The organism is Pseudomonas sp. MRSN 12121 (assembly GCF_000931465.1).
Lineage (GTDB): Bacteria > Pseudomonadota > Gammaproteobacteria > Pseudomonadales > Pseudomonadaceae > Aquipseudomonas.
Genome location: NZ_CP010892.1, coordinates 3472415 through 3492779, shown reverse-complemented (window position 1 = coordinate 3492779; position 20365 = coordinate 3472415). Strand labels below are relative to the sequence as shown.

Sequence of the window (20365 nt, the reverse complement as noted above, 5' to 3'; positions counted from 1 at the left end):
TTGTCCGCAAAACCACTCACTTGATTGGAGGCTCGGCATGAGTCGAATGTTTGAACGGCTGGGCCGGCTTGCCTGTTGCCTGGCCATGTGGGTATCACCCTTTGCCCTGGCGGTTTGCCAACAGGTCGGCCCCAGCAGTATTACACCCTCTGTGGCGGAAGTGCCGATAGGTGGCGGTGGAATGTTGTCCAGTGCCTGGCATCAGGCAACGTTTCATGTGATTTGCAGCGTCGGCAACTCTGGTGCCTATACCAATGAAATGCTTGCTTCCGGCGTGTTCGCGGGCAGCTCCATTACGTTCGAAGGCAAGAGCTATCGCCTCTACAAGACTAACAATGCGGAGGTCATGTATTTCGGGGATATCGCCGGTTCCGATAATATTCCACGGCCATTCGGCACGTCATATGTTCATGGTATATATCCGAGTTCCGGGAAACTTGATTATCCTGTGACCGTGCGTGTTCGTTATTATTCGCCCTCTGCCAGCATGAAACCGGGCCAATACAGCATTGCAGCCGATACGCTGGTCAACGGAAGGCTTAAGTATGGATCAACTGTACTTCCTGCCGAGGGAACCTGGAGCATGTCGGCCTCGAGTTTTAACTTTGGCGTAAAAGCGGCCACCTGCACCCTGAGTTTGCCGAGCGCAGTAGTGCTCAAAAAGATCATGGTGGGCGATTTGCCTGCGGTAGATTCGGTTGCCGCGGCCGGCTCGTTTGGGCTGACGATTAATTGTGGCGTCAATACCATCGCCTACAGTTTGAATGCAAGATTCATCGATGTGCTTGATCCTGGAAATTCTTCTACCAGTGCTGTTTTTACCACCTATGGTACAACCGCTTCCGGATATGGCTTGCAGTTTTTAAATGCTGGAAGTCTGATAGCACTAGGCCCCTCGGGAGATAATCCTCTGGGGAACACCCCGGGTGGTGCTTATGTGTTGAGAAAAACGATTGATGTGCGTTATGTACGTACCGCTCGGGAGATTGTGCCTGGCAAGGGTGTTGCCTCGCTTACTGTATTATTAGTGCACCAATAGAATGTTAACTTTCCGGACTTGACCGTTGAACTATGCACGGCATGGTTGTGATTCGTTTTTAATATTGCGAGGCGTCGAATTTTTAGGGGTAACCTATATATGAAAAGAATTCTGGGGCGGTGGCGCCTGATATCCGTGGCGTTGATGTTCTGTTCTTCTCCAGTACTCGCTTACACATGTAGCTATATTGATCAAACATTGAAACTGCCAGCCAGTATGAGTTACCTGTCCGGCGGGCAAGAGCTATCGTTGATTTCCAGCGTGTGGCATGAATCGGTCGCACCAAAAGCTCTAGACTGCATGGCATCGGGCGAACCGGAAACCGTGCAGACATTCACCCAGGCCGTTGCAGTGGACTCCGGCAAGCGCCTGGCGCTGGATGGCCGGGTCTACACCGTATTCCGTTCAGATGACCCTCGCATCGGGGTTATCGCCGAGATCGGCGATGGCGGCGTGATGCTGCCGCTGACTGCCCAACAGCAAGTGACTGGCGAGCGTACGCTGGTCAATGCAGGCAAGTTCAGTTACGGGCTGAGAACCCGGGTTCGCCTGGTGGCCCTGGAGAAGCTGCCTGCGGGGGTTATAGCGTTTCCAGGACTTGCACGTTTGTCCTGGCAGGGCATGAGGGTCAAAGGTCAGGGTAGTTACACAGGTGCCAGTATTGGTTCTATTTCAGGAACCACCCTCGAGGTAAAGGCCGCAGAAACCTGTAAGTTGGGTTATCCGACCAATGTGGCATTGAAAAAAATCATGATGGGTGATTTGCCAACGGTGGGCTCAAGTGTCGCGGCCGGCTCGTTTCAGCTGACAGTCAACTGCGGTGCGAATACACCAGGCTATACCATGGGGTTGAGTGTGTATGATCCAACAGCTCTTGGTGGTGGTGTTGGTTCTAATAATGTCAATCTGGTAATTAATGGTGCAGTAGCTTCCGGGTATGGATTACAACTTTTGAATGCAGGGAAACCAATGGAATTGGGCCCTCCGTCAAATAATATTATTGGAAGTACCGCGGCGGGCGGCGATGTATTGAGTAAGACAATTGATGTGCGTTATGTGCGTACCCTCCCAAACACTGTGCCAGGCAAAGGGCAGGCCATGATTTCAGTAACGTTGATTCATAACTAGTCGGCATCCTGAATGTCAGGCACGGCCTGATGATGCCTGCAAACTCCGGTGATATTGAGTCGCCAGTCAGAGACGAACATGTGTACCGCAACCAATGCCACCTTGGGCAAGTCAAATGTTGCGACGGCAATGGCATTCCTATTGCCGAGGCATAGGGCAAGTTCGCTGGTTGTGCTTCAATACCCCTTTTTATTGCAACCCCGTATTCAACTCATGGAGCCGAAATGGGCAATATAGTCATCGTTGACGACCACCCTCTAATGCGCATGGCCGTGCGGCATATGCTCGAAGGCGAGGGGCATGTCGTCATGGCCGAAGTCGATAATGGCATCGAGGCGCTGGACGTTATCCGCAGGCTCCTGCCGGACCTGATTGTGCTGGACCTGAGCATCCCGAAAATGGATGGCCTGGCGGTCATAGCGCACCTGAAGGCGGTGGGCATCAACAGCAAGGTGCTGATACTGACTTCCGGCGATGCCGCCAACTTCGCCATGCGCTCGCTGCAGGCGGGGGCGGCAGGGTTTGTCAGCAAGGACGAGAGCCTGGACGATCTGGTCATCGCGGTCAAAGCGGTCCTGGCGGGGTCCAGCTATTTTCCCGTGGACACCATCCATCGCCTGCGTGACAACAACAACGCGGCGCACAATGAAGAGGCGCTCCTGGCCCAGCTGTCGGACCGGGAAATCACCGTACTGAAGATGCTTGCGCGGGGCATGAGCAACCTGGCGATCTCCGAAAAGCTCCTGATCAGCCACAAGACCGTCAGTACCTATAAAGTGCGCTTGCAGCGAAAGTTGAGCGTGAGCAACCTGATTGCCCTGGTCGAGCTGGCCAAGCGCAATAACCTGGGTTGAGCCGGCGCAGGACAGGCCGCCGGCCATCCCGCGTCTCCGGGGCTGGTCAAGCCCCGTGGCTGTGCTCGATGCGCAGCAGTTCCTTCTCGATCATCCGGGCCCGGTCCAGCAGCCCGTCGATCCCCTCGGCTTCCACATCCCCGAATTTGCACAATCCCCCCAGATAAGCATTGCGCATCAGCGATGCGCTGCCTTTGATGCGGTGCAGCAAGCTACCCAGCCGCTTTTTGTCAGGGTGGGCCAGTAAGGTGCGTAACTCGGCCAGGTCCCGTTGATTGCTTTTACGGGCCTCGTCGAGCAGCAACTGCAGGATCGCGGGGTCCTTGACGCCAATGTCGATCAGCGGTCGTCGTTCGACGGTGGGGGTGACGGCGGGCGACGATGCCACCGGCGGACTCGCTTGCGGAACGCCCGGCAGCGCCCCCAGGCGCTCACGCAGCACCTCGAGCCCTGCCGGCTTGATCAGGCAATCACGCATGCCGGCGTTGATGCAACGCTCGACTTCTTCTTGCTGGGCATCCGCCGTCAGCCCCAGGATCAACAGCGGCCCGCTGCCGCGCCCGCGCTCCTTGTCACGAATGGCAAGGGTCAGCTCGACTCCGTCCATCAGCGGCATGTGGTAATCGGTAATCAGGCAATCGAAAGCCTGCTGGTTCCAGAGTTCCAGCGCCTCCAGGCCGTTGCCGGCCTCGACGACCTGATAGCCCAGGTATTCCAGCTGGGCGCGCAGCATCTGCCGGTTGAGGTTGTCGTCGTCGGCCACCAGGATGCGCGCGCTGCCAATGCCGGCCGGAACGGCGGAGGCCGGTCGAGGCGCCGCGAGACCTGAAGCACCGGTGCGCGGCGATGGTTGCAAGACGTCGCGGATCGGCACAGGATCGAGCAGCTTCAGGGTCAGCGTCACGTTGATGGTGGTGCCACGTCCCAGGGTGCTGAGCATTTCCAGGCGTCCGCCCATCATTTCGCACAGCGAACGCGACACCACCAGCCCGAGCCCGCTTCCGCCGAGGGTATTCAAGGTGGATTGGGCTACCTGGGAAAAAGGGCGGAACAACAGGCTCAGGTCTTCTTCGGAGATGCCAATGCCGGTGTCGCTGACCTGCAGGTGCACCCCCATCAAGTGCGGGCCTTCGGCCTGGGTGCTGACTCGGATGGCGATGCTGCCCTGATGAGTGAATTTGATCGCGTTGCTGACGAGGTTCGACAGCACCTGCTTGAAACGCAGCGGATCGATCAGCACTTCCCGGGTGGCGCCGGCGTCGATCTCGAGGATCAGGCGCAGGTTTTTCTGGCGCGCGAGGCCTTCGAAGACCCGAGTCACCGGCTCGACCATTTCCTTCAGGGTGCATCGGCGCAGAGAAATGCTGAGGTGGCCCGACTCGATCCTGACGATGTCCAGTGTATTGCCCAGCAACTCCAGCAGATTCTTCGCCGAGGTGTAGGCCAGGTCGATCTGGTGGCGTTCCAGTACGCCCTGGTCGGCCTGTTTCAACGCCAGTTCCAGGGTGCCGATGATGGCGCTCATCGGGGTCCTGATTTCATGGCTCATGGTGGCCAGGAAACGGGTCTTGGCGCGGCTTGCATCGTCGGCCTTTTCCTTGGCCTGTTGCAGGTCATGCACCAGCTGATGGTGTTGGCTGACATCCTGCCAGCCGCAGATGACCCCCTTGATCCTGCCAGTCGAATCGCGAAAAGGCTGAATCCAGTGGTCGATGATCCGAGGTGCGCCGGCGATGGTCACCTCGTAGCGCTGCTCGATGGCCTGACCGGTGTCCATGGCGCGCAGGTAACTGTTGTGCAGGGTCTGTGCGATCTCGAAGTGTTCGAGCGGTATCTGCAGGGCAGTCTTGCCCAGAAGCTCGGGCTGGGTAAGGTTCATGACCTGTTCGTAGCTGCTGCTGCACGACAGCAGGCGCCCCTGGTCATCGCGCACGTAGACCGGAATCGGCATGGCGTTATTGAGGGTCTGCAAAAACTCCAGCTGGTCATTCAGGGCCTTCTCGGCCGCCTGGCGACGTCGGATCTGCCGGCGTAATTGAAGAATCCGCGCAATGGACACAAACAGGACCAGCAGCGCGAAGCAGATGATTTCCATGATCACGTAACGGTAATCGCGCCAAGTCTGGCCGCTCATGGCAGCATTGGCCCGCCAGCGCGCGGTGATGGCGTTCAACTCATCGGGGGCGATGCTGAGCAGGGCCTTGTCCATGATCGAATGCAATTCCAGGTCGCCACGGCGCATGGCGAAACTGGCCGTGGCCATCTCGCCGTCGAGTATCCCGGAGATGTGCAACTGCTTTTCATACAGGCGGGCGGTGTAGTAACGCGCCATGGACAGCGCCATCAGCGCGGCATCGGCTTCGCCGTTGGCAACCATGCGCATGGCATCCAGGTTGTTCGACGGGTTGAGCAGAACGATATCGGGGTGGTCGCGGGCAATGGCGTCGATCAGCACATGGCCGCGGGTAATGGCCAGGCGCTTGCCGGCCAGCGCGGCCAGGCTCGACAGGTTGGCGCCATGAGTCGAGGTGACCAGGCTGAACGAACTGTTGGCGAAGGGATGGGTGAAGCGGAAATCATTTTGCCGCTCCAGGCTCGGAGTCAGGATGGCCAGGTCGGTCTGGCCATCGCGCAATGCGTCCTGGATCCCCTGGAAGCTCGATACCCGCAGAATCTCGAAGCGCAGTCCCGTGCGCTGGGTAATGACTTCGAACAGGTCGGAGATGACACCGTTGAACCGGCCATTGACGTCAAAAAACGCCGAGGGCGCCATGTCATCGTTGATCATCAGCCGGGCCACGGGGTGCTGCGCCAGCCAGCGCTGTTCCTGCGGCGACAGCGTTATTTGCGCTTGCGGCATGATGTTTCCCCCGCCTGTCCAGCGTTTGACTATCTGGTCCATGCGGGCGACACCGATGGTGCTCAGGGTCTGGTCGAGGATATGCAGCAGACGGGTGTCTTGTGGTCTCAGGACAAAACCGTAGCCACCGGTATTCACGTCGACGAAACGTGTGAACTTCAGGTAATTGAAAAAACTGTTGTTGATCAGGTAATGGGCGCTCAGCGAGTCGCCCAGGTACAGGTCGATGCCCTGGAAGGCAACGGCGGCCATGGCCTGGACATTGTTCGAATAGAGAAGGATCTGCGCCTGGGGAAAGCGTTGGGCAAGCAGCTCCGCGGGGAGGTAGCCATTGACCACCGCAACACGCATGCCTCGCAGGTCCGAAGGCACGGAGCGGTCATCGCCTTGTCGTCGATACAGCGTCGGTACGTTCTGGGCGTAGGGCTTGCTCAGGACCGTGGAGCTGGCCGAGTGTCCGAAATCGCTGGCACGGCTGACCAGGTCCACTTTGTGGGCTGCCAGCGCCGCGATGGCGGCCTCGCGAGAGGTGAAGCCGACGATTCGGATATCGACACTCAGCTGCTGCTTGAGCATCTGTACGACATCCGCGCTGATACCTTCATAGTCGCCATTGCCATAGACCACCTCGAACGGCAGGGCGGCCGTGCCGACCACGCCCAGGGTCAGCGTTTTTTTTTCCCGCAGCCAGGCCCAGTCCGCTTCCGTCAGGTTCATGCGCAGGGGTTCAGGGGGAATCTGGCTCGACAGACGCAGCAACCCCGGAGCCGTCGCGGCGCTGACAGGCGCGGTCGTCAGGGCGAAGCCGCTAGAGAACGCCATGACCAGCAGGAGCAGGGCCACGCGTTTGAGACGGCGATAGACAGGCATGGACGACCAACCGGTACGGGGCAAGGGGCGGCTCACAGGCTTACAAGGCTCGAAGGACTGCGGTGCAGACAGAACTGAATGAATTTCTGCGCCGGCATGGGACGCGCGAAGAGGTAGCCCTGGGCAGTGCTGCAGCCCAAGGCCAGGAGTTGCGCCAATTGCTGGCGGGTTTCCACACCTTCGACCACCAGCCGGATCTGTAAGGCCCCGGCCAGCTTCACCGTTCCCTGGATCACCGCGCGTACCTTGGCATTGCTGTCAAGTTGGCGCAGGAACGAGGCATCGAGCTTTATTTCGTTGAAAGGCAACTCACACAGCCTTTGCAGCGAGGAAAAACCGCTGCCGAAATCGTCCATCGAGACATTGGCGCCCATCAGCCGCAGTTGCAGCAGATTCTTGTAACTGAGCCCGGACGGCTCGAGCGCGGCGGTTTCGAGTATTTCCAGGGTGATGGCGCGGGCAGGGCAGCCCTGCTGCTTGAGCAGCTGTTCGAGGGCATTGGCAAAGCCGGCCTGCTGCAACTGGCCGGGATGCACATTGAAGGCAAGGTCCAGCTCGAGCCCTCGGGCGAGCAGGTGTCGGCGCATGCCCAGCGCCTGGACCAGCATCCGCCGGAACAGCTCGTCCAGCAGCCCCAGGCTTTCCAGGGCAGGCAGGAAATCGGCGGGTGACACCAGCCCTTGTGCCGGACGGTTCCAGCGGGCAAGGACTTCGACCCCGACCAGCTGGCCGGTATCGATGCACACTTTCGGTTGATAGAACGCCACGAACTCGTCGTCGAACAGCGCACGCCGCACGACCGAAGGTGACAGCGGGCAGGAAGGGGCACAGTCGGAAAGAGCAAGAGATGAGTTTGGCATGGTCGCCTCGGTCGCCAGCTGGGAGGCATACAGTGACGCGTCGGCCGGGGCTGGAGGATCAGCAGTGTCGAAGTGCCATGTAGGATTTATCTGACGTGCTATGATTTTTCGCCATTCAATGGCAACGAGCCCGTCAACACAGGTATTGGTGATGTGTCGCATAACGATCACGGCTGAAAGCGCCCGCGGGCTTCATGCCCATTAATCAGTCGAAGGTTGGCCGGCTGGCCAGGGTGTCCTTGCGTTTGCACTTCAGCCTGATCCTGTCCTTGCTGCTGTGCGTGTTTTTCGTGGTGGCCGGGTATTGGGTCACCTACAAGGTCTTTCGCGGCGAACGGATCAAGGCCAATTACCATTTCCTGAGCTTCGTCGGCCGCGCCTATGACCATGAGATCTTCCTGCTGCGCGCGATCAACGCCAGTGTCGCCCCCGAATACAATCCCCTGGTCCAGCTCGCCAAGCCCGAGTTGAGTAAAAGCGTGGATGGCGAATCCCTGATCTATACCGGCCAGGCTTCGCAATATTCCACGACGTTCTCCATTGTCATGCCCCGGGCCCGGGAAGGTCTGGTCCCCCTGACCGATCCTCTGGCGCTGGGCATCGGCCTGGCCAACGTCTATAGCGACTTCTGGAGTGGTTCCTCGTTTCTGGCGCCGCAGATGTTCCTGCTCGACCCGGATCACCACATCGATATCGCCTTGCCTTCGATCGACTCCGAACCGTCTCGTGAAAGCATCGTGCAAGGCGATGTCGTGCCGGTACTGCAACGGATCAAGCGCACCATCGAGCGACAACCGCCGAAGAACTACGATCTGCTGGTGCATTGGGCCCCGGCCGAGCGCTACAGCGAGGCCGGCGAGGAGCAACTGCTGGCTTATATCTCGGTGCCTAGGGCCGCTGCCGGACAAGGGGCGGAGCGTCTTCCCGGAGAGCTGGTGGCCGCCACCCTGGTGGACCTGCGCGAACCTGACGAAATCGGTATTCGTATCGACCAGGAGATGTTCGATTCCCTGACGTTCGACGCGATCGATCTGATGGCTCCCGACGGTACCTTCGTGCTGGGGTCGGCGCAGGGAGGGATTTTCACTTATGAAAACGGCTTTCATCTGACGAGTTCGGGCCTGGTGATCAAGCGCAGCGCCGGTCCGGTGGGTGCCTGGCAGGCCCTGTATCGAATCAGCTTCCTGCGCCTGGTCGAGCACGCCAGATGGCAACTGATGAGCCTCGCCGGGCTGTTGGCGGCGTGTGTATTGAGTGGCTGGGGGATCGCCAGCTGGTACCGCCGACGGATCGTCCTGCCCGCGCGCAGCCACTACAGCGAGCTGCGCAGCAACCATGATTTCAACCATTCGCTCCTGCAGACCGTGCCCCTGGCGCTCTGCGTGCTCAAGGGCCCTGAACAGGTGACGTGTAACGGCCTGTTCAACGACTGGCTGGGACAGGAGCCGCCCATCGCCACCTTGCTGAGTGACTGGCCGATGTTCGAAGGCGAGCGCCCGCTGACCGGCGAGGGCTGCCTGATGCTCGGCGAGCGAGCCTTCCATGTGCGCTACGCCCCGACTGTCTATCAGAACGAAGAGGTGCTGCTTTGTACCTTCACCGATGTGACCGAACACCGTGCAGCGGCCGCCACGCTGGTGCTCGGGCGCCAGGTCGCGGATGCCGCCAGCGCCGAGAAAAGCCGCTTCGTCGCCACAGTCAGCCATGAGATCAGAACGCCGCTGTACGGGGTACTCGGCACCCTGGAACTGCTGGGGCTGACCGACCTGACGCCACAACAACGGACCTACCTGCAGACCATCGATCATTCCTCGGACCTGTTGCTGCACGTGATCAACGATGTGCTGGACATGTCAAAGATCGAGTCCGGCCAGTTGCAGATCCAGACCATGGACTTCAATCCACTGCATATGCTGGAGGAGCTGGCACGAGGGTTTTGCGAGCGTGCGGCGAACAAGGGACTGGCACTCTATACCTGCATCGACCCACAGGTCCCCGCGCAACTGAGCGGCGACAGCCACCGCCTGCGCCAGGTCATCGGTAACCTGCTGAGCAATGCCATCAAGTTCACCGACAAGGGATACGTCGCGATCCACCTTACGCTCGCCGCGCAGCAGGCCGACAGCGTGCAACTGCTGTGGCGAGTGATCGACTCCGGTCCTGGCATAGAAGAGGCTGCCCGGCAGCGGTTGTTCGAACCGTTCTACCAGGTGGACAACAAGCGCCACAGCATCACGGGTGCCGGGCTGGGCTTGCCGATCTGCGCGAGCCTGTGCGAATTGATGGGCGCTACGTTGCAAGTCCACAGCACGGTGGGCCAGGGCAGCGAGTTCAGCGTTGGCCTGAGCCTGGCCCGCGCGCGGGATCAAGGGACGCCGTGGCGGGTGAGCGGCCTGGCGGGATGCAAAGTTGCGGTACATAGCCCGTTCCCCGACCTGACCGATTCGCTGTGCGCCTGGCTGGAACACTTTGGGGCCCGGACTTCGATCCTGGAGGACTTGGCACTGGAGCAGCCCGACGCTGTGCTGGAGGTCATGCCCGAAGCCGGGGCGAATCTGGAGTGGGGGAGGCCGACGGTATTCGCCCGGCATGATTTTGCCCTGCTCGAAAGCATCGGCAAGGATGTGCTGGTCAACCAGCACAGCCTCGCGGCGATCATGCGGGGCGTGTCCCTGGCCGTTACCGGAGAACTGCCGGAAGCCGAACAGGCCCCGGCAAATCGGCGTCAGGAGCTGGGGCTGGACGTCCTGCTGGTCGAAGACAATCCGGTCAATCAGGCCCTGATGCGCGAACAGCTGGAGCATATCGGTTGCCGGGCGACCCTGGCCGGCAACGGCCGCGAGGCCCTGTTGCAAATGGAGCGACAGGCTTTCGACCTGATCCTCACGGACGTCAACATGCCGCTCATGGATGGCTACGAACTGACCGCTGCGGTACGCCGCAACGACCAGCGGATCCCGATCATCGGGGTAACCGCCAATGCCCTGCGCGAGGAGGGCGAACACTGCATTCGGGTGGGGATGAACAGCTGGCTGAGCAAGCCGATCTCGATCGACGGCCTGTATCTGTGCCTGAAAGCCGTGGCGGCGCCGGCAAGGGGCGTGTTGGCGGCCGTCGTCGAGCCGTCCGGCGCCCCGGCCATCGACCTGCTGCAGGTGCCGCCGCCAATGCTGGCGCTCTTTACCCTGACCCTGCGCCAGGACCTCGATGAGCTCAAGGCCGCGACCCGGTATTACGACGCCAGCGAAGTGACGCGCCTGCTGCACCGGATTCGCAGTTCGCTGAGCGTGGGCAAGGCCCGATCGCTGATACGACTGAGCAAAGAGCTGGAAGTCCAGGCCGAAAGCCGTGACCGGGATGCCATGAGCCTGGCCGTGGAGCGTTTCATCGACCGGGTCGAGGTGGCTTTGGCGATGCTCGATACCGCACCTCAAGGGCCACGTCCCTGACAAGGCAAGCAAGGTTGCGCTCACTTCGGTTCATCCACGCTGTTCATCGGCAGGGCAGCTCGAAGGGCGTGGTCATCGCAATGGAGGCTGGCATAGGCTGTCGGTCCCTTCAGGTCTTGGAGGAGGCAGGTGGCCAATGCGCTAGTGGCGTTAGGCCATTAATGTGTGCCGGCAATCATATCGGCCGCAGCGAGCGAGGCCATGCGTGAAACGCCGGAGCTTATTGCCGTGCGTCCAGGCTCCGGCAGCAGGCGATCTCGGTTGGGCCAATCGGTTCAGGTGCAGGGAGCAGCGCATGGCAGCCCATGGTGTTCATTTGCCGGTACTCGAGAGTGCCTGTAGTGCAACGAATGGCGACTTGAAATAGTTCTTTCGTAATGTCCTGACGGCTAAGCGGGATAAAGACCTTTACGAACTTCAGCGTCTTCAGGACTTGCGGCTCAAGTTCATTTATCGAAAGTATCTTCAGCCTGTTTATCCGTTCCGTGCCCTGAGCTCCGATGATTTCGTCTCGCTTCGTAAGTTCTTGCCTGAGATATCCGAGGCGGATTGGTTTTTATCCATTACATCTTTTCCCCGGGTGTTTTCAGCGTCCCGGCCGAAGGCCAGAAAGCGCAGTGGAGACTTGGTCTCTTATCCATGTTTGTCCTGTTCCTGACGCCATCCCGCCGGGCAATGGCCAGGGGCAGCGACGGCACACCCTGGACGCTGGCGCATGTTTCCCGGATTTTCAGTCATTAACACGCCAGGACCTGCGTCATAAGCTCGTTTCAACGCCCGACAGCCCCCGAGGCCGCGGGATTATTGAATGACGAGCAAGGGTTCAAGCATGAAACGATTGGAAAAGAAAGTTGCCCTGGTCACCGGCTCTTCCAAGGGCATCGGCGCCCAGATTGCCAGGCAACTGGCGCAGGAGGGCGCCACGGTCATCGTCAATTACACACGCAGCCAAACCGACGCCGACAAGGTCGTGACGCAGATTCTCGAGCAGGGCGGCAGGGCTTTCGCGATCCAGGCGGACGTGGCGAAAAGCCTTGAGGTCAAGACGCTCTTCAAGACGATCACCCACATGTATGGCAGCGTCGATATCCTGGTCAACAACGCCGGGGTCTACGCCACCGGCGAGCTGGGCGAGGTGACCGAAGACGAATTCCACCGGCATTTCGACCTCAACGTGCTGGGCCTGATTCTCTGCACCCAGGCCGCCGTGGAGTGCTTCAACCCGGCGGGGGGCAGCATTGTCAACATCAGTTCCAGCGTCACCTCGTTCACCCCGGCCGGCTCCACGGTCTACACCGCCTCCAAAGGCGCGGTGGATGCCATTACCCGTACCCTGGCCAACGAACTGGGGCCCCGGAACATCCGCGTCAACTCGGTGAACCCGGGGCTGGTGGTGACCGAGGGCGTGCATGCCAGCGGCTTCTTCGAGGACGAGTTCCGCAGCAAGATCGAAGCCATCACCCCCCTGGGGCGGATCGGCAAGCCCCAGGATATCGCGCCGGCCGTGGCTTTCCTGGCCTCGGACGACGCGAGCTGGATCACCGGCGAAACGCTGGTCATCGGTGGTGGCCTGCGCTAGGCGCTGCACTCCTGCTGGGCACGCTGATAGTGGCGCGGCGCCTCGCTCATCACCCGCTTGAAGGCGTTGCTGAAGGCGCTTTCCGATTCGTAGCCCAGGGAAAAGGCGATGCTGGAGATGCTGTCGGCGGAGTTGCGCAGGCGATCGCTGGCCAGCAGCATCCGCCAGCGGGTGAGGTATTCCATGGGGGCGACGCCGACGACGTTCTTGAAGCGCTGGGCAAACGCCGAGCGCGACATGTTCGCCATGCTGGCCAGGTCCTCCACGGTCCAGCGGCGCGCCGGCTCGTCGTGCAGGGCGCCGATCGCGGCGCTCAGGTAACGATCGGCCAGGCCGGCGAACCAGCCAGTGCCTTCGCCGTCGAGAGTGTCCAGGTGCTCGCGCAGCACCTCGACGAGCATGATGTGCGCCAGGTGCTCGGTGACCAGCGAGCGGCCGGCCTTGCGCTGGTGCAGCTCCGAGATGAAGCGCTCCAGGGCCCAGCGCAGGATCGACGCTTGGGTGGAAACCCCGGTCAGGTGCACCACCGACGGCAGGGAGCTGAGCAGGACCTGGGCAGGCACCCCGGTGAACTCGAAGCGGCCGCCGACGAGCTGAGTGTCGCGGCCGCCGTAGTCGAGGGCGAGTTCGTCCTCGGCGAGACGCCGGAAGTAGTTGTCGGAATCCAGGGGAACCTGGGACATATCGCTGTAGAGTTCGAAGCGCCGCCCCCGGGTCATCAGGTAACAGTCACCCTGCTGCAATCGTTGTGGTTGCGGCTCCCCCTCGACCAGCAACCAGCAACTGCCTTGCACCACAGTGGTGAACTTGATCCCGGCGATCTCGGGAAAGTGGAACGCCCAATCGCCCCCAAGATTCAACGCTGCGGAGTGATAGTTGCGGATCCGCAATAAAGACAGCACACCTGAAAGCGGGTCCATTGACCATCCTTTTCAATCCTGAAAAACAAGTTCGAGACTTTAACATCGGGCTTATTTCATTGGATATATAAAAGTTATCCCGTGGCTACGGGACATGTTTGCAAACGGTAATGGACAGAGACATATATATGACTATTGAGCTTGATAGGACTTACGGTCCGTTGATTAACGGCGTATTTGAAAAGAGCGCCGGCGCTACTTTTCCCGCGCTCGATCCGGCCACGGGTCTGCTCCTGGCGCAGATCCACAGTTGCAGCAGGGAAGACGTGGACCGTGCGGTCGACGCCGCGCAGGCGGCCTTCGGCGCCTGGAAAGCCCTCGGGCAGCAAGAGCGTGCGCGCCTGATCAATGCCTTGGCCGACGCGGTGGAAGCCGACAGCGAACGCCTGGCGCGCATCGATGCGCACGATGTCGGGCGCTGCATCAGTGAAGTGCGCCGGGATTATCAGACCGCTGTCCGCCACTACCGCTATTTCGCCTCCGTGATCATGGCGCATGAAGACTATGGCCGGGAGATCGCGGGCGGCTACGCGCTGGGCAAACGCGAGCCCCTGGGGGTATGCGGGCAAATCATCCCCTGGAACGCGCCAGCGATCATGGCTTCGTTCAAGCTGGCGCCGGCCCTGGCGGCGGGTAACACCGTGGTACTGAAACCGGATGAAAACGCCTCGTTGTCGACCCTGGAACTGGGCAAGCACATCGCCCGGATCTTTCCCGCTGGCGTGGTCAACATCGTGACCGGCCTCGGAGAGTTGGTGGGCGCCGCCCTGAGCGCTCACCCGCAGGTGCGAAAACTCTCTTTCACTGGCAGTACCGACGTCGGCCGGATCGTGGCCGGGGTGGCTGCCGAACGGCTGGTACCGGCCACGCTGGAACTGGGCGGGAAGAGCGCGAACATTGTGTTCCCCGATATCCAGGACCTGGACTCGGTGGTCGACAACGCCACCTTCGCCGCGATTCACAACAACGGCCAGTCATGCCTGGCCGGGACGCGGTTGTTCGTGCATCGGGATATCTTCGACGACTTCAAGCGGAAGCTGATCGAATCGTTCCAGCGAGTGAAGGTCGGTTCACCTCAGGACGAAGAGTCGCGGATCAGTTGCCTGGTGTCCTCCCGGCAGGGCGAGAAGGTCCTTGAATACATCGCCACGGGGGGGCGGGAAGGTGCCGAACTGCTGGTTGGAGGAGGCCGGCAGGAGGTGGCCGGTTGCCCGGCGGGCTACTTTATCCAGCCCACGGTATTTCTCGCTGACAACGCCATGCGCATTTGCCAGGAAGAAATCTTCGGCCCTGTGCTGTCGCTGATCCCGTGGAGCGATTACGAGGAAATGATCGCCCAGGCCAACGACACTCAGTACGGCCTGGCGGCCGGGATCTATACCAGTAACCTGAAGAACGCCGTCATTACCGCCGAACGCCTGCAAGCCGGTTCGGTATGGATCAATCGCTACTCCAACATCACCGACGGCACCGCCTTCGGTGGCTACAAGGACAGTGGCATCGGTCGCGAGTTCTGCCGGCAAACCCTGGATGCCTACACCCAGGTCAAGACCATCACGGTGCAGACCGACGTACCGGCCCCCTGGTTCGCACCGCGCTAAAAAATGCGAGCTTCGACAAGCCGCCTGTTCCTCCGGGAGCAGGCGGCTTTTTTGTGCCGAACTTTGGTCGCACGCGAGCCGTTATCAGGCGTCTGTCTTTCGGCCTCCCCAGGCAGCGAGGGCTGCGCCGAGGCGCGATTTAGCTTCCGGCAACGACGGGCCGGCTGCCCTGAATAGCGGTTGGTTCACGCGAATAGCGGGTGTGGGGAGCGGCCTGCCTGCAACCTGCCGGGCCATGCCCTCGTACCCCAAAGGCACGGATAGGGAAGGCTCTCGGCAGGTAGATCCATGGGCGCAGAGCGACGGCCCCGGACATGTTCACGAGCCTGGGAACAGCGCGGCATCTGAAGAGAGGTTTACAGGCGGGGCCGCTGGCCGGCCAACGCTATGGTTGCAGGCCCTGGCGAAGCCGGTAGGGGGCGATGCAGGAACGGCCGGTGTGTGGCGTTCGCGTGGCGCGAAGCTGGAACAGCGGATGCGCTGGCAACGATGCCCCGCGGCGCGTCAGTGAGGACGGCGTGGACGCTGATCGAACAGAAGAGGGGATGGCTGGGATCAGGCGATGCCAGCCGGAACTCGTACCTCGAGCCCCGGCTGACGGCCACAGGGGGAGCTTGCCCGGGACCGGGCAAGCGCAAGCGCTTTCAGTCGCGATCGGCCACGCTGGTGGTAGTCCGCCAGCCACCGCCCAGGGCCTTGTACAGCGCGACCACGTTGATATAGGACGCGGTATCGGCCCGTGCCAGGGCATCTTCGGATTGCAGCCGGGTGCGCTGGGCTTGCAGCGCCAACAGGTAAGGGGCGGCGCCGGCCTGGTAGCGCACCTGCGCCAGGCTGGCGGCCCGGGCGCTTTGCCGGGCGGCTTGCAGCAGGTCACCCAGGCGCTGTTGCGATTGGCTGTAAGTGGTCAGCGCGCCTTCGGCTTCCGCCACCGCCTGCAGCACCACCTGTTCGTAATGCGCCTGGGCGCCTTGTTGGCGAGCCTGGGCCTGGCGTTGCCGGGCCTTGACGCTGGCCAGGTGCAGGGCCGGCCAGCTGACGCCGGGCATCACGCTGAAGGCGCGGCTGCCGCTGGAGCCCAGGTCCGAGCCCCGGATGGCCACGAACCCGAGGAAACCACCCAGGTCCACCCGGGGATACAGCTCGGCGGTCACCGCGCCGATATCCGCGGTGGAGGCGGCGAAGTCCCGTTCGGCGCTGGCGATGTCCGGGCGCTGGCGCAACAGGTCGGCGAGATTGCCGATCGGCAAGCGGGTGACCAAGGGTTGCAGGGCGGCCTGGCGGGTCAAGGCCGGCAGTTCGCTGGGTTGTGCGGCCACCAGTACCGCGAGGCGGTAGCGGGCCAGTTGCACGCGAGTCTCCAGGGGCGGCAGGGCCGCTTGCTGGCGGGCCTGCTCGGCCTCGGCGCTGGCCAGTTCGTCGGCGGCGCCGCGACCGACGCCCACCATGGCGGCGACCACCTGCACCATGCTCTTCTGGTTTTCCAGGGACGCCCGCGCCACGTCCAGCTGGCGCTGGGCGCCGCGCATCTCGAAGTAGTTACGTGCCACTTCGGCGGCGACCACGATGCGCGCTTGCGCCAGGTCGGCCTCGGCGGCCTCGCCACGGGCGGCGGCCGCTTCGGACAAGCGCTGCAAGCGACCGAACAGGTCGATCTCCCATTGCGCGTCCAGCCCGGCCCGATAGCTCTTGGCCAGGTTGCGTTCCCCGGCGGGGCCAGGATTGTCCTGGGCCTTGCTGCGCGAGTAGCCACCCTGGGCGGTGACGGTCGGCAGGCGATCGAGCTGGCGTTCGTCGAGCTCGGCCCGGGCTTCCAGCAGCCGGGCCTGGGCCAGGTGGATGTCGCGGTTACGGCTCAGTGCCTGGTCCATCAACTGGTCCAGTTGCGGATCCTGGAACTGGCGCCACCAGTCCCGCTGCAGCTGTTCGCTGGAGTACAGCGCCGTGTCCAGGCGCTGGGACAGCTGCACCGCAGCCTCGGTCCGGGGCTGGTAGTCGGGGCCCACGGCACAGCCGGCCAGCCCTAGCGAGAACAGTACCGCGCACAGTGGGCGCAACGGATAGAGTCCTGTGTTTCGCATGATGTGCTCCTTACCCCCTTGGGGCCATGGCAGCGTCGGTGTCGTCGACGGAGGCCAGTTCACGGTTACGCGGATTGTCGGCTGCGGCGCGATGGTCGACAGCGATAAGCGAATACATGGTGGGCAGTACCAGCAGGGTGAAGACCGTGCCGACCAGCATGCCGACCACGATCACCAGGCCCAGGTCGTAACGACTGTGGGCACCGGCCCCCGAGGCGAACAGCAACGGGATCAGGCCGGTGACCATGGCCGCGGTGGTCATCAGGATCGGCCGCAGGCGCAGCTTGGCCGAGTGCAGGATGGCCGCGCGCCGGTCCAGGCCTTCCTTGACCTGCACTTCGTTGGCGAACTCGACCATCAGGATCCCGTGCTTGCTGATCAGGCCGATCAGCGTCACCAGGCCGATCTGCGTGTAGATGTTGATGGTCGCCATGCCCAGCGCCAGGGGAATCAGCGCACCGCACACCGACATCGGCACACTGATCAGGATGATCAGCGGGTCGCGCAGGCTTTCGTACTGGGCCGCCAGGACCAGGTAGATGACGATGATGGCGAAGACGAATGCCATGATCAGCGCCGCCCCTTCCTGGTGGTACTGGCGCGAATCCGACAGCCAGTCATAGCTGAAGCCCGGCGGCAGGTTGCCGGCCTGTGCCTCGAGGAACTGCACGGCTTCGCCCATGCTCACGCCGGGGTTGGGAATGGCCTGCAGGATCGCCGAGTTGAGCTGGTTGAACTGGGTCAGCTGGTTCGGTTCCACGCCGGTCGAGACAGTGACCAGGTTGGACAGCGGAACCTGCGCGCCCGAGGCACTGCTCACATAGAACCGCGCCAGGGCTTCGGGCGACAGCCGCTCATTGCGCAGGCTTTGTGGAATGACGTCGTAGGAGCGTCCGTCCATGGCAAAGCGGTTGACGTAGTTTTCCCCGACCAGCACCGCCAGGGTGTCGCCGATGGCTTTCATGGTCACGCCCAGGCTGTTGGCCTTGGCGCGGTCGACCTTGATGCGGATGACCGAGTTGTTGTAGTCCAGGTCGCTGTCGACCACCATGAACAGGCCGCTCTGGCGCGCAGCGTTCTTCAGGGCCTCCATGGCCTCGTAGACGACTTTGTAGTCCCCGGCGCTCTTGATCACCATCTGCACCGGCAGGCCGCCGGTGGAGCCGGGCAGCGACGGCAACTGGAAGGCGAACACGTTGTTGCCCTCGATGGCGTTGGCGCGGTTCTGCATGTCGACCTGGATCTGGTCGGCGTTGCGCTGGCGTTTCTCCCACTCGACGAAGTTCACCCCGCCGATGCTGTTGGATACGCCGTTGATGCCGTTGATCAGCCACAGGTTGCTCTGCTCGGGCAACTCGCCCATGACCGCGTTCCACTGTTCGGCGAATTTCTCGACGTAGGCGATGTTGGCGTTCTGCGGCGACTTGATCGCGGTCAGCACCGTGGCCTGGTCTTCCACCGGCGCCAGTTCGTTCTGCGCGCTGGTGTACAGCAGCGGCACACTGAGCACGACCACGGCGGCGACGACGCAGGTGATCCAGCGATGATGCAGGGACAGGTCCAGCACCCGGCCATAGGCATGGCCCAGCGAATGGAAGAAGCGTTCCGCCTGACGCGCCATCCAGCCTTCGCTCATCTTGCTGTTGAGCAGGAACGAGCTCATCACCGGCGACAGGGTCAGGGCGATAAGCCCCGAGACCATGACCGAACCGGCCAGGGTGAAGGCGAACTCCTTGAACAGCGAGCCGGTCAGGCCGCCCATCAGGCCGATCGGTGCATACACCGCGGCCAGGGTCAGGGTCATCGCGATGACCGGCGCGGCCACTTCGCGGGCGCCGATCAGCGCGGCACGGGCCGGCGAGTGGCCTTCCTCGATATGCCGGTGGACGTTTTCCACCACGATGATCGCATCGTCCACCACCAGGCCGATCGCCAGGACCATGGCCAGCAGGGTCAGCAAGTTGATGCTGAAGCCGAACATCGCCATGAAGGCCGCGGCGCCGAGCATCGACAGCGGAATGGTGATCACCGGGATGATGACCGCGCGAGCCGACCCCAGGCTGAGGAAAATCACCAGTACCACGATCACGATCGCCTCGCCCAGGGTGCCCAGCACTTCGTCGATCGAGGCGCTGATGAACCGCGCCAGCTCGAAAGGCACCGCCACCTTGACGTCCGGCGGCAGGTTGGCACGGATGCCCGGCAGCAGCTCGTTGAGCTTTTTGACGATCACCAGCGGGTTGGCGTTGGGGGCGGCGTTGAGGCCGAAGAACACCGCGTTGACCCCGTCCATGGTGGCGCTGGTGTCGCTGGAGGCAGCACCCAGTTCGACGGTGGCGATGTCATTCAGGCGCACGATGCCGACCGGCGTCGACTTGACCACCAGGTCGCGGAATTCGGCCACGTTGACCAGGTCGGTGTTGACCTGGATGTCGGACACCACATACAGGCCCTTGGCCTGGCCGGGGGCGGCCTGCACGTTGTTGTCGCGCAGCGCTTGCGCCACGTCGCCGCCGGAAATGCCATGCGCCGCCATGCGGTTGGCGTCGAGCCAGATGCGCATGGCCATTTTCTGCCCGCCGTTGAGGTCGATGCTGCCGACCCCTTCGATGGACGACAATTGCGGCTGGACCACGCGAGTCACGTAGTCCGACAGCGCGGCGGTGGACAGGGTCGGGCTGGAGAAGCCGACATAGGCGACCGCCGTGGCATCGCCGGAAGACTTGACGATCACCGGGTCGTAGGCCTCGGCGGGCAACCGGTACTTGACCTCGTTGACCTTGGCCATGACCTGGGTCATCGCCTTGTTCGAGTCGGCGTTGAGCTTCATGCGCACGGCAATCATGCTGCGGCCCTGGGTCGAGGTCGAGGTCATGTAGTCGACGTCCTCGACCGTCGCCACCGACTGCGCGATCGCCTGGGTCACGAAACCCTGCATCAGCTGCGGCGAAGCACCCGGGTACTGGGTGGTGATGGTCAGGGTGGAGCTTTCGGTGAGTGGGTATTGCCGGACCGGCAGCTGGTTGACGGCCAGGAGCCCCAACAACAGCACCAGGGTACTGACCACCAGCGCCAATACGGGGCGGCGGACAAACAGATCAGTGAACTTCATGGCAGTTTTCGC

11 protein-coding genes are annotated in these 20365 nt (G+C 61.9%); 6 read left to right on the top strand and 5 right to left on the bottom strand.

Features of this window, described 5'->3' with window-relative positions; translation table 11 throughout:
- Window positions 1–37: 37 nt before the first annotated feature.
- From TO66_RS33385 to TO66_RS15715, 3 genes are all read left to right on the top strand, one after another.
- Window positions 38–1039 (top strand): fimbrial protein, encoded by a 1002-nt coding sequence (locus tag TO66_RS33385; RefSeq protein WP_156162071.1) that lies wholly within the window; start codon window positions 38–40, stop codon window positions 1037–1039.
- A gap of 99 nt (window positions 1040–1138) precedes the next feature.
- On the top strand, window positions 1139–2167 hold the full coding sequence (locus TO66_RS33380; RefSeq protein WP_156162070.1) for a fimbrial protein: 1029 nt from the start codon (window positions 1139–1141) through the stop codon (window positions 2165–2167).
- A gap of 224 nt (window positions 2168–2391) precedes the next feature.
- Entirely contained in the window at window positions 2392–3021 is a 630-nt protein-coding gene (locus TO66_RS15715) for a response regulator transcription factor (RefSeq protein WP_044463197.1), read from the top strand.
- 46 nt (window positions 3022–3067) lie between these two features.
- Here the strand turns inward: TO66_RS15715 and TO66_RS15710 are convergent, their stop codons facing one another.
- Window positions 3068–6751, bottom strand: coding sequence for a transporter substrate-binding domain-containing protein (locus TO66_RS15710; RefSeq protein ID WP_052506127.1), 3684 nt, complete (start codon window positions 6749–6751; stop codon window positions 3068–3070).
- Window positions 6752–6783: 32 nt separating this feature from the next.
- A complete protein-coding gene (locus TO66_RS15705) occupies window positions 6784–7773 on the bottom strand; it encodes an EAL domain-containing protein (RefSeq protein ID WP_082061100.1) in 990 nt (329 codons plus the stop codon).
- Between the two features lie 32 nt (window positions 7774–7805).
- On the opposite strand from TO66_RS15705, the gene TO66_RS15700 reads away from it, so the two are divergent.
- A complete protein-coding gene (locus TO66_RS15700) occupies window positions 7806–11060 on the top strand; it encodes a response regulator (RefSeq protein WP_044463196.1) in 3255 nt (1084 codons plus the stop codon).
- An 829-nt stretch (window positions 11061–11889) separates the two neighbouring features.
- Complete coding sequence (locus TO66_RS15695) at window positions 11890–12639, top strand: SDR family NAD(P)-dependent oxidoreductase (protein WP_044463195.1); 750 nt, start codon at window positions 11890–11892, stop codon at window positions 12637–12639.
- Here the strand turns inward: TO66_RS15695 and TO66_RS15690 are convergent.
- Window positions 12636–13559, bottom strand: coding sequence for an AraC family transcriptional regulator (locus TO66_RS15690; RefSeq protein WP_044463194.1), 924 nt, complete (start codon window positions 13557–13559; stop codon window positions 12636–12638). The genes TO66_RS15695 and TO66_RS15690 overlap by 4 nt on opposite strands.
- A gap of 128 nt (window positions 13560–13687) precedes the next feature.
- Here TO66_RS15690 and TO66_RS15685 point away from each other — a divergent pair, with 128 nt between their 5' ends.
- Window positions 13688–15160, top strand: coding sequence for an aldehyde dehydrogenase (locus TO66_RS15685; protein ID WP_044463193.1), 1473 nt, complete (start codon window positions 13688–13690; stop codon window positions 15158–15160).
- A 644-nt stretch (window positions 15161–15804) separates the two neighbouring features.
- Here TO66_RS15685 and TO66_RS15680 read toward each other — a convergent pair.
- Together TO66_RS15680 and TO66_RS15675 are read right to left on the bottom strand one after the other, a co-directional pair.
- Entirely contained in the window at window positions 15805–17241 is a 1437-nt protein-coding gene (locus tag TO66_RS15680; RefSeq protein WP_044463192.1) for an efflux transporter outer membrane subunit, read from the bottom strand.
- Window positions 17242–17251: 10 nt separating this feature from the next.
- Window positions 17252–20353: an efflux RND transporter permease subunit gene (locus TO66_RS15675; protein WP_044463191.1), complete on the bottom strand. Its 3102-nt coding sequence runs from the start codon at window positions 20351–20353 to the stop codon at window positions 17252–17254.
- Window positions 20354–20365 lie beyond the last annotated feature (12 nt).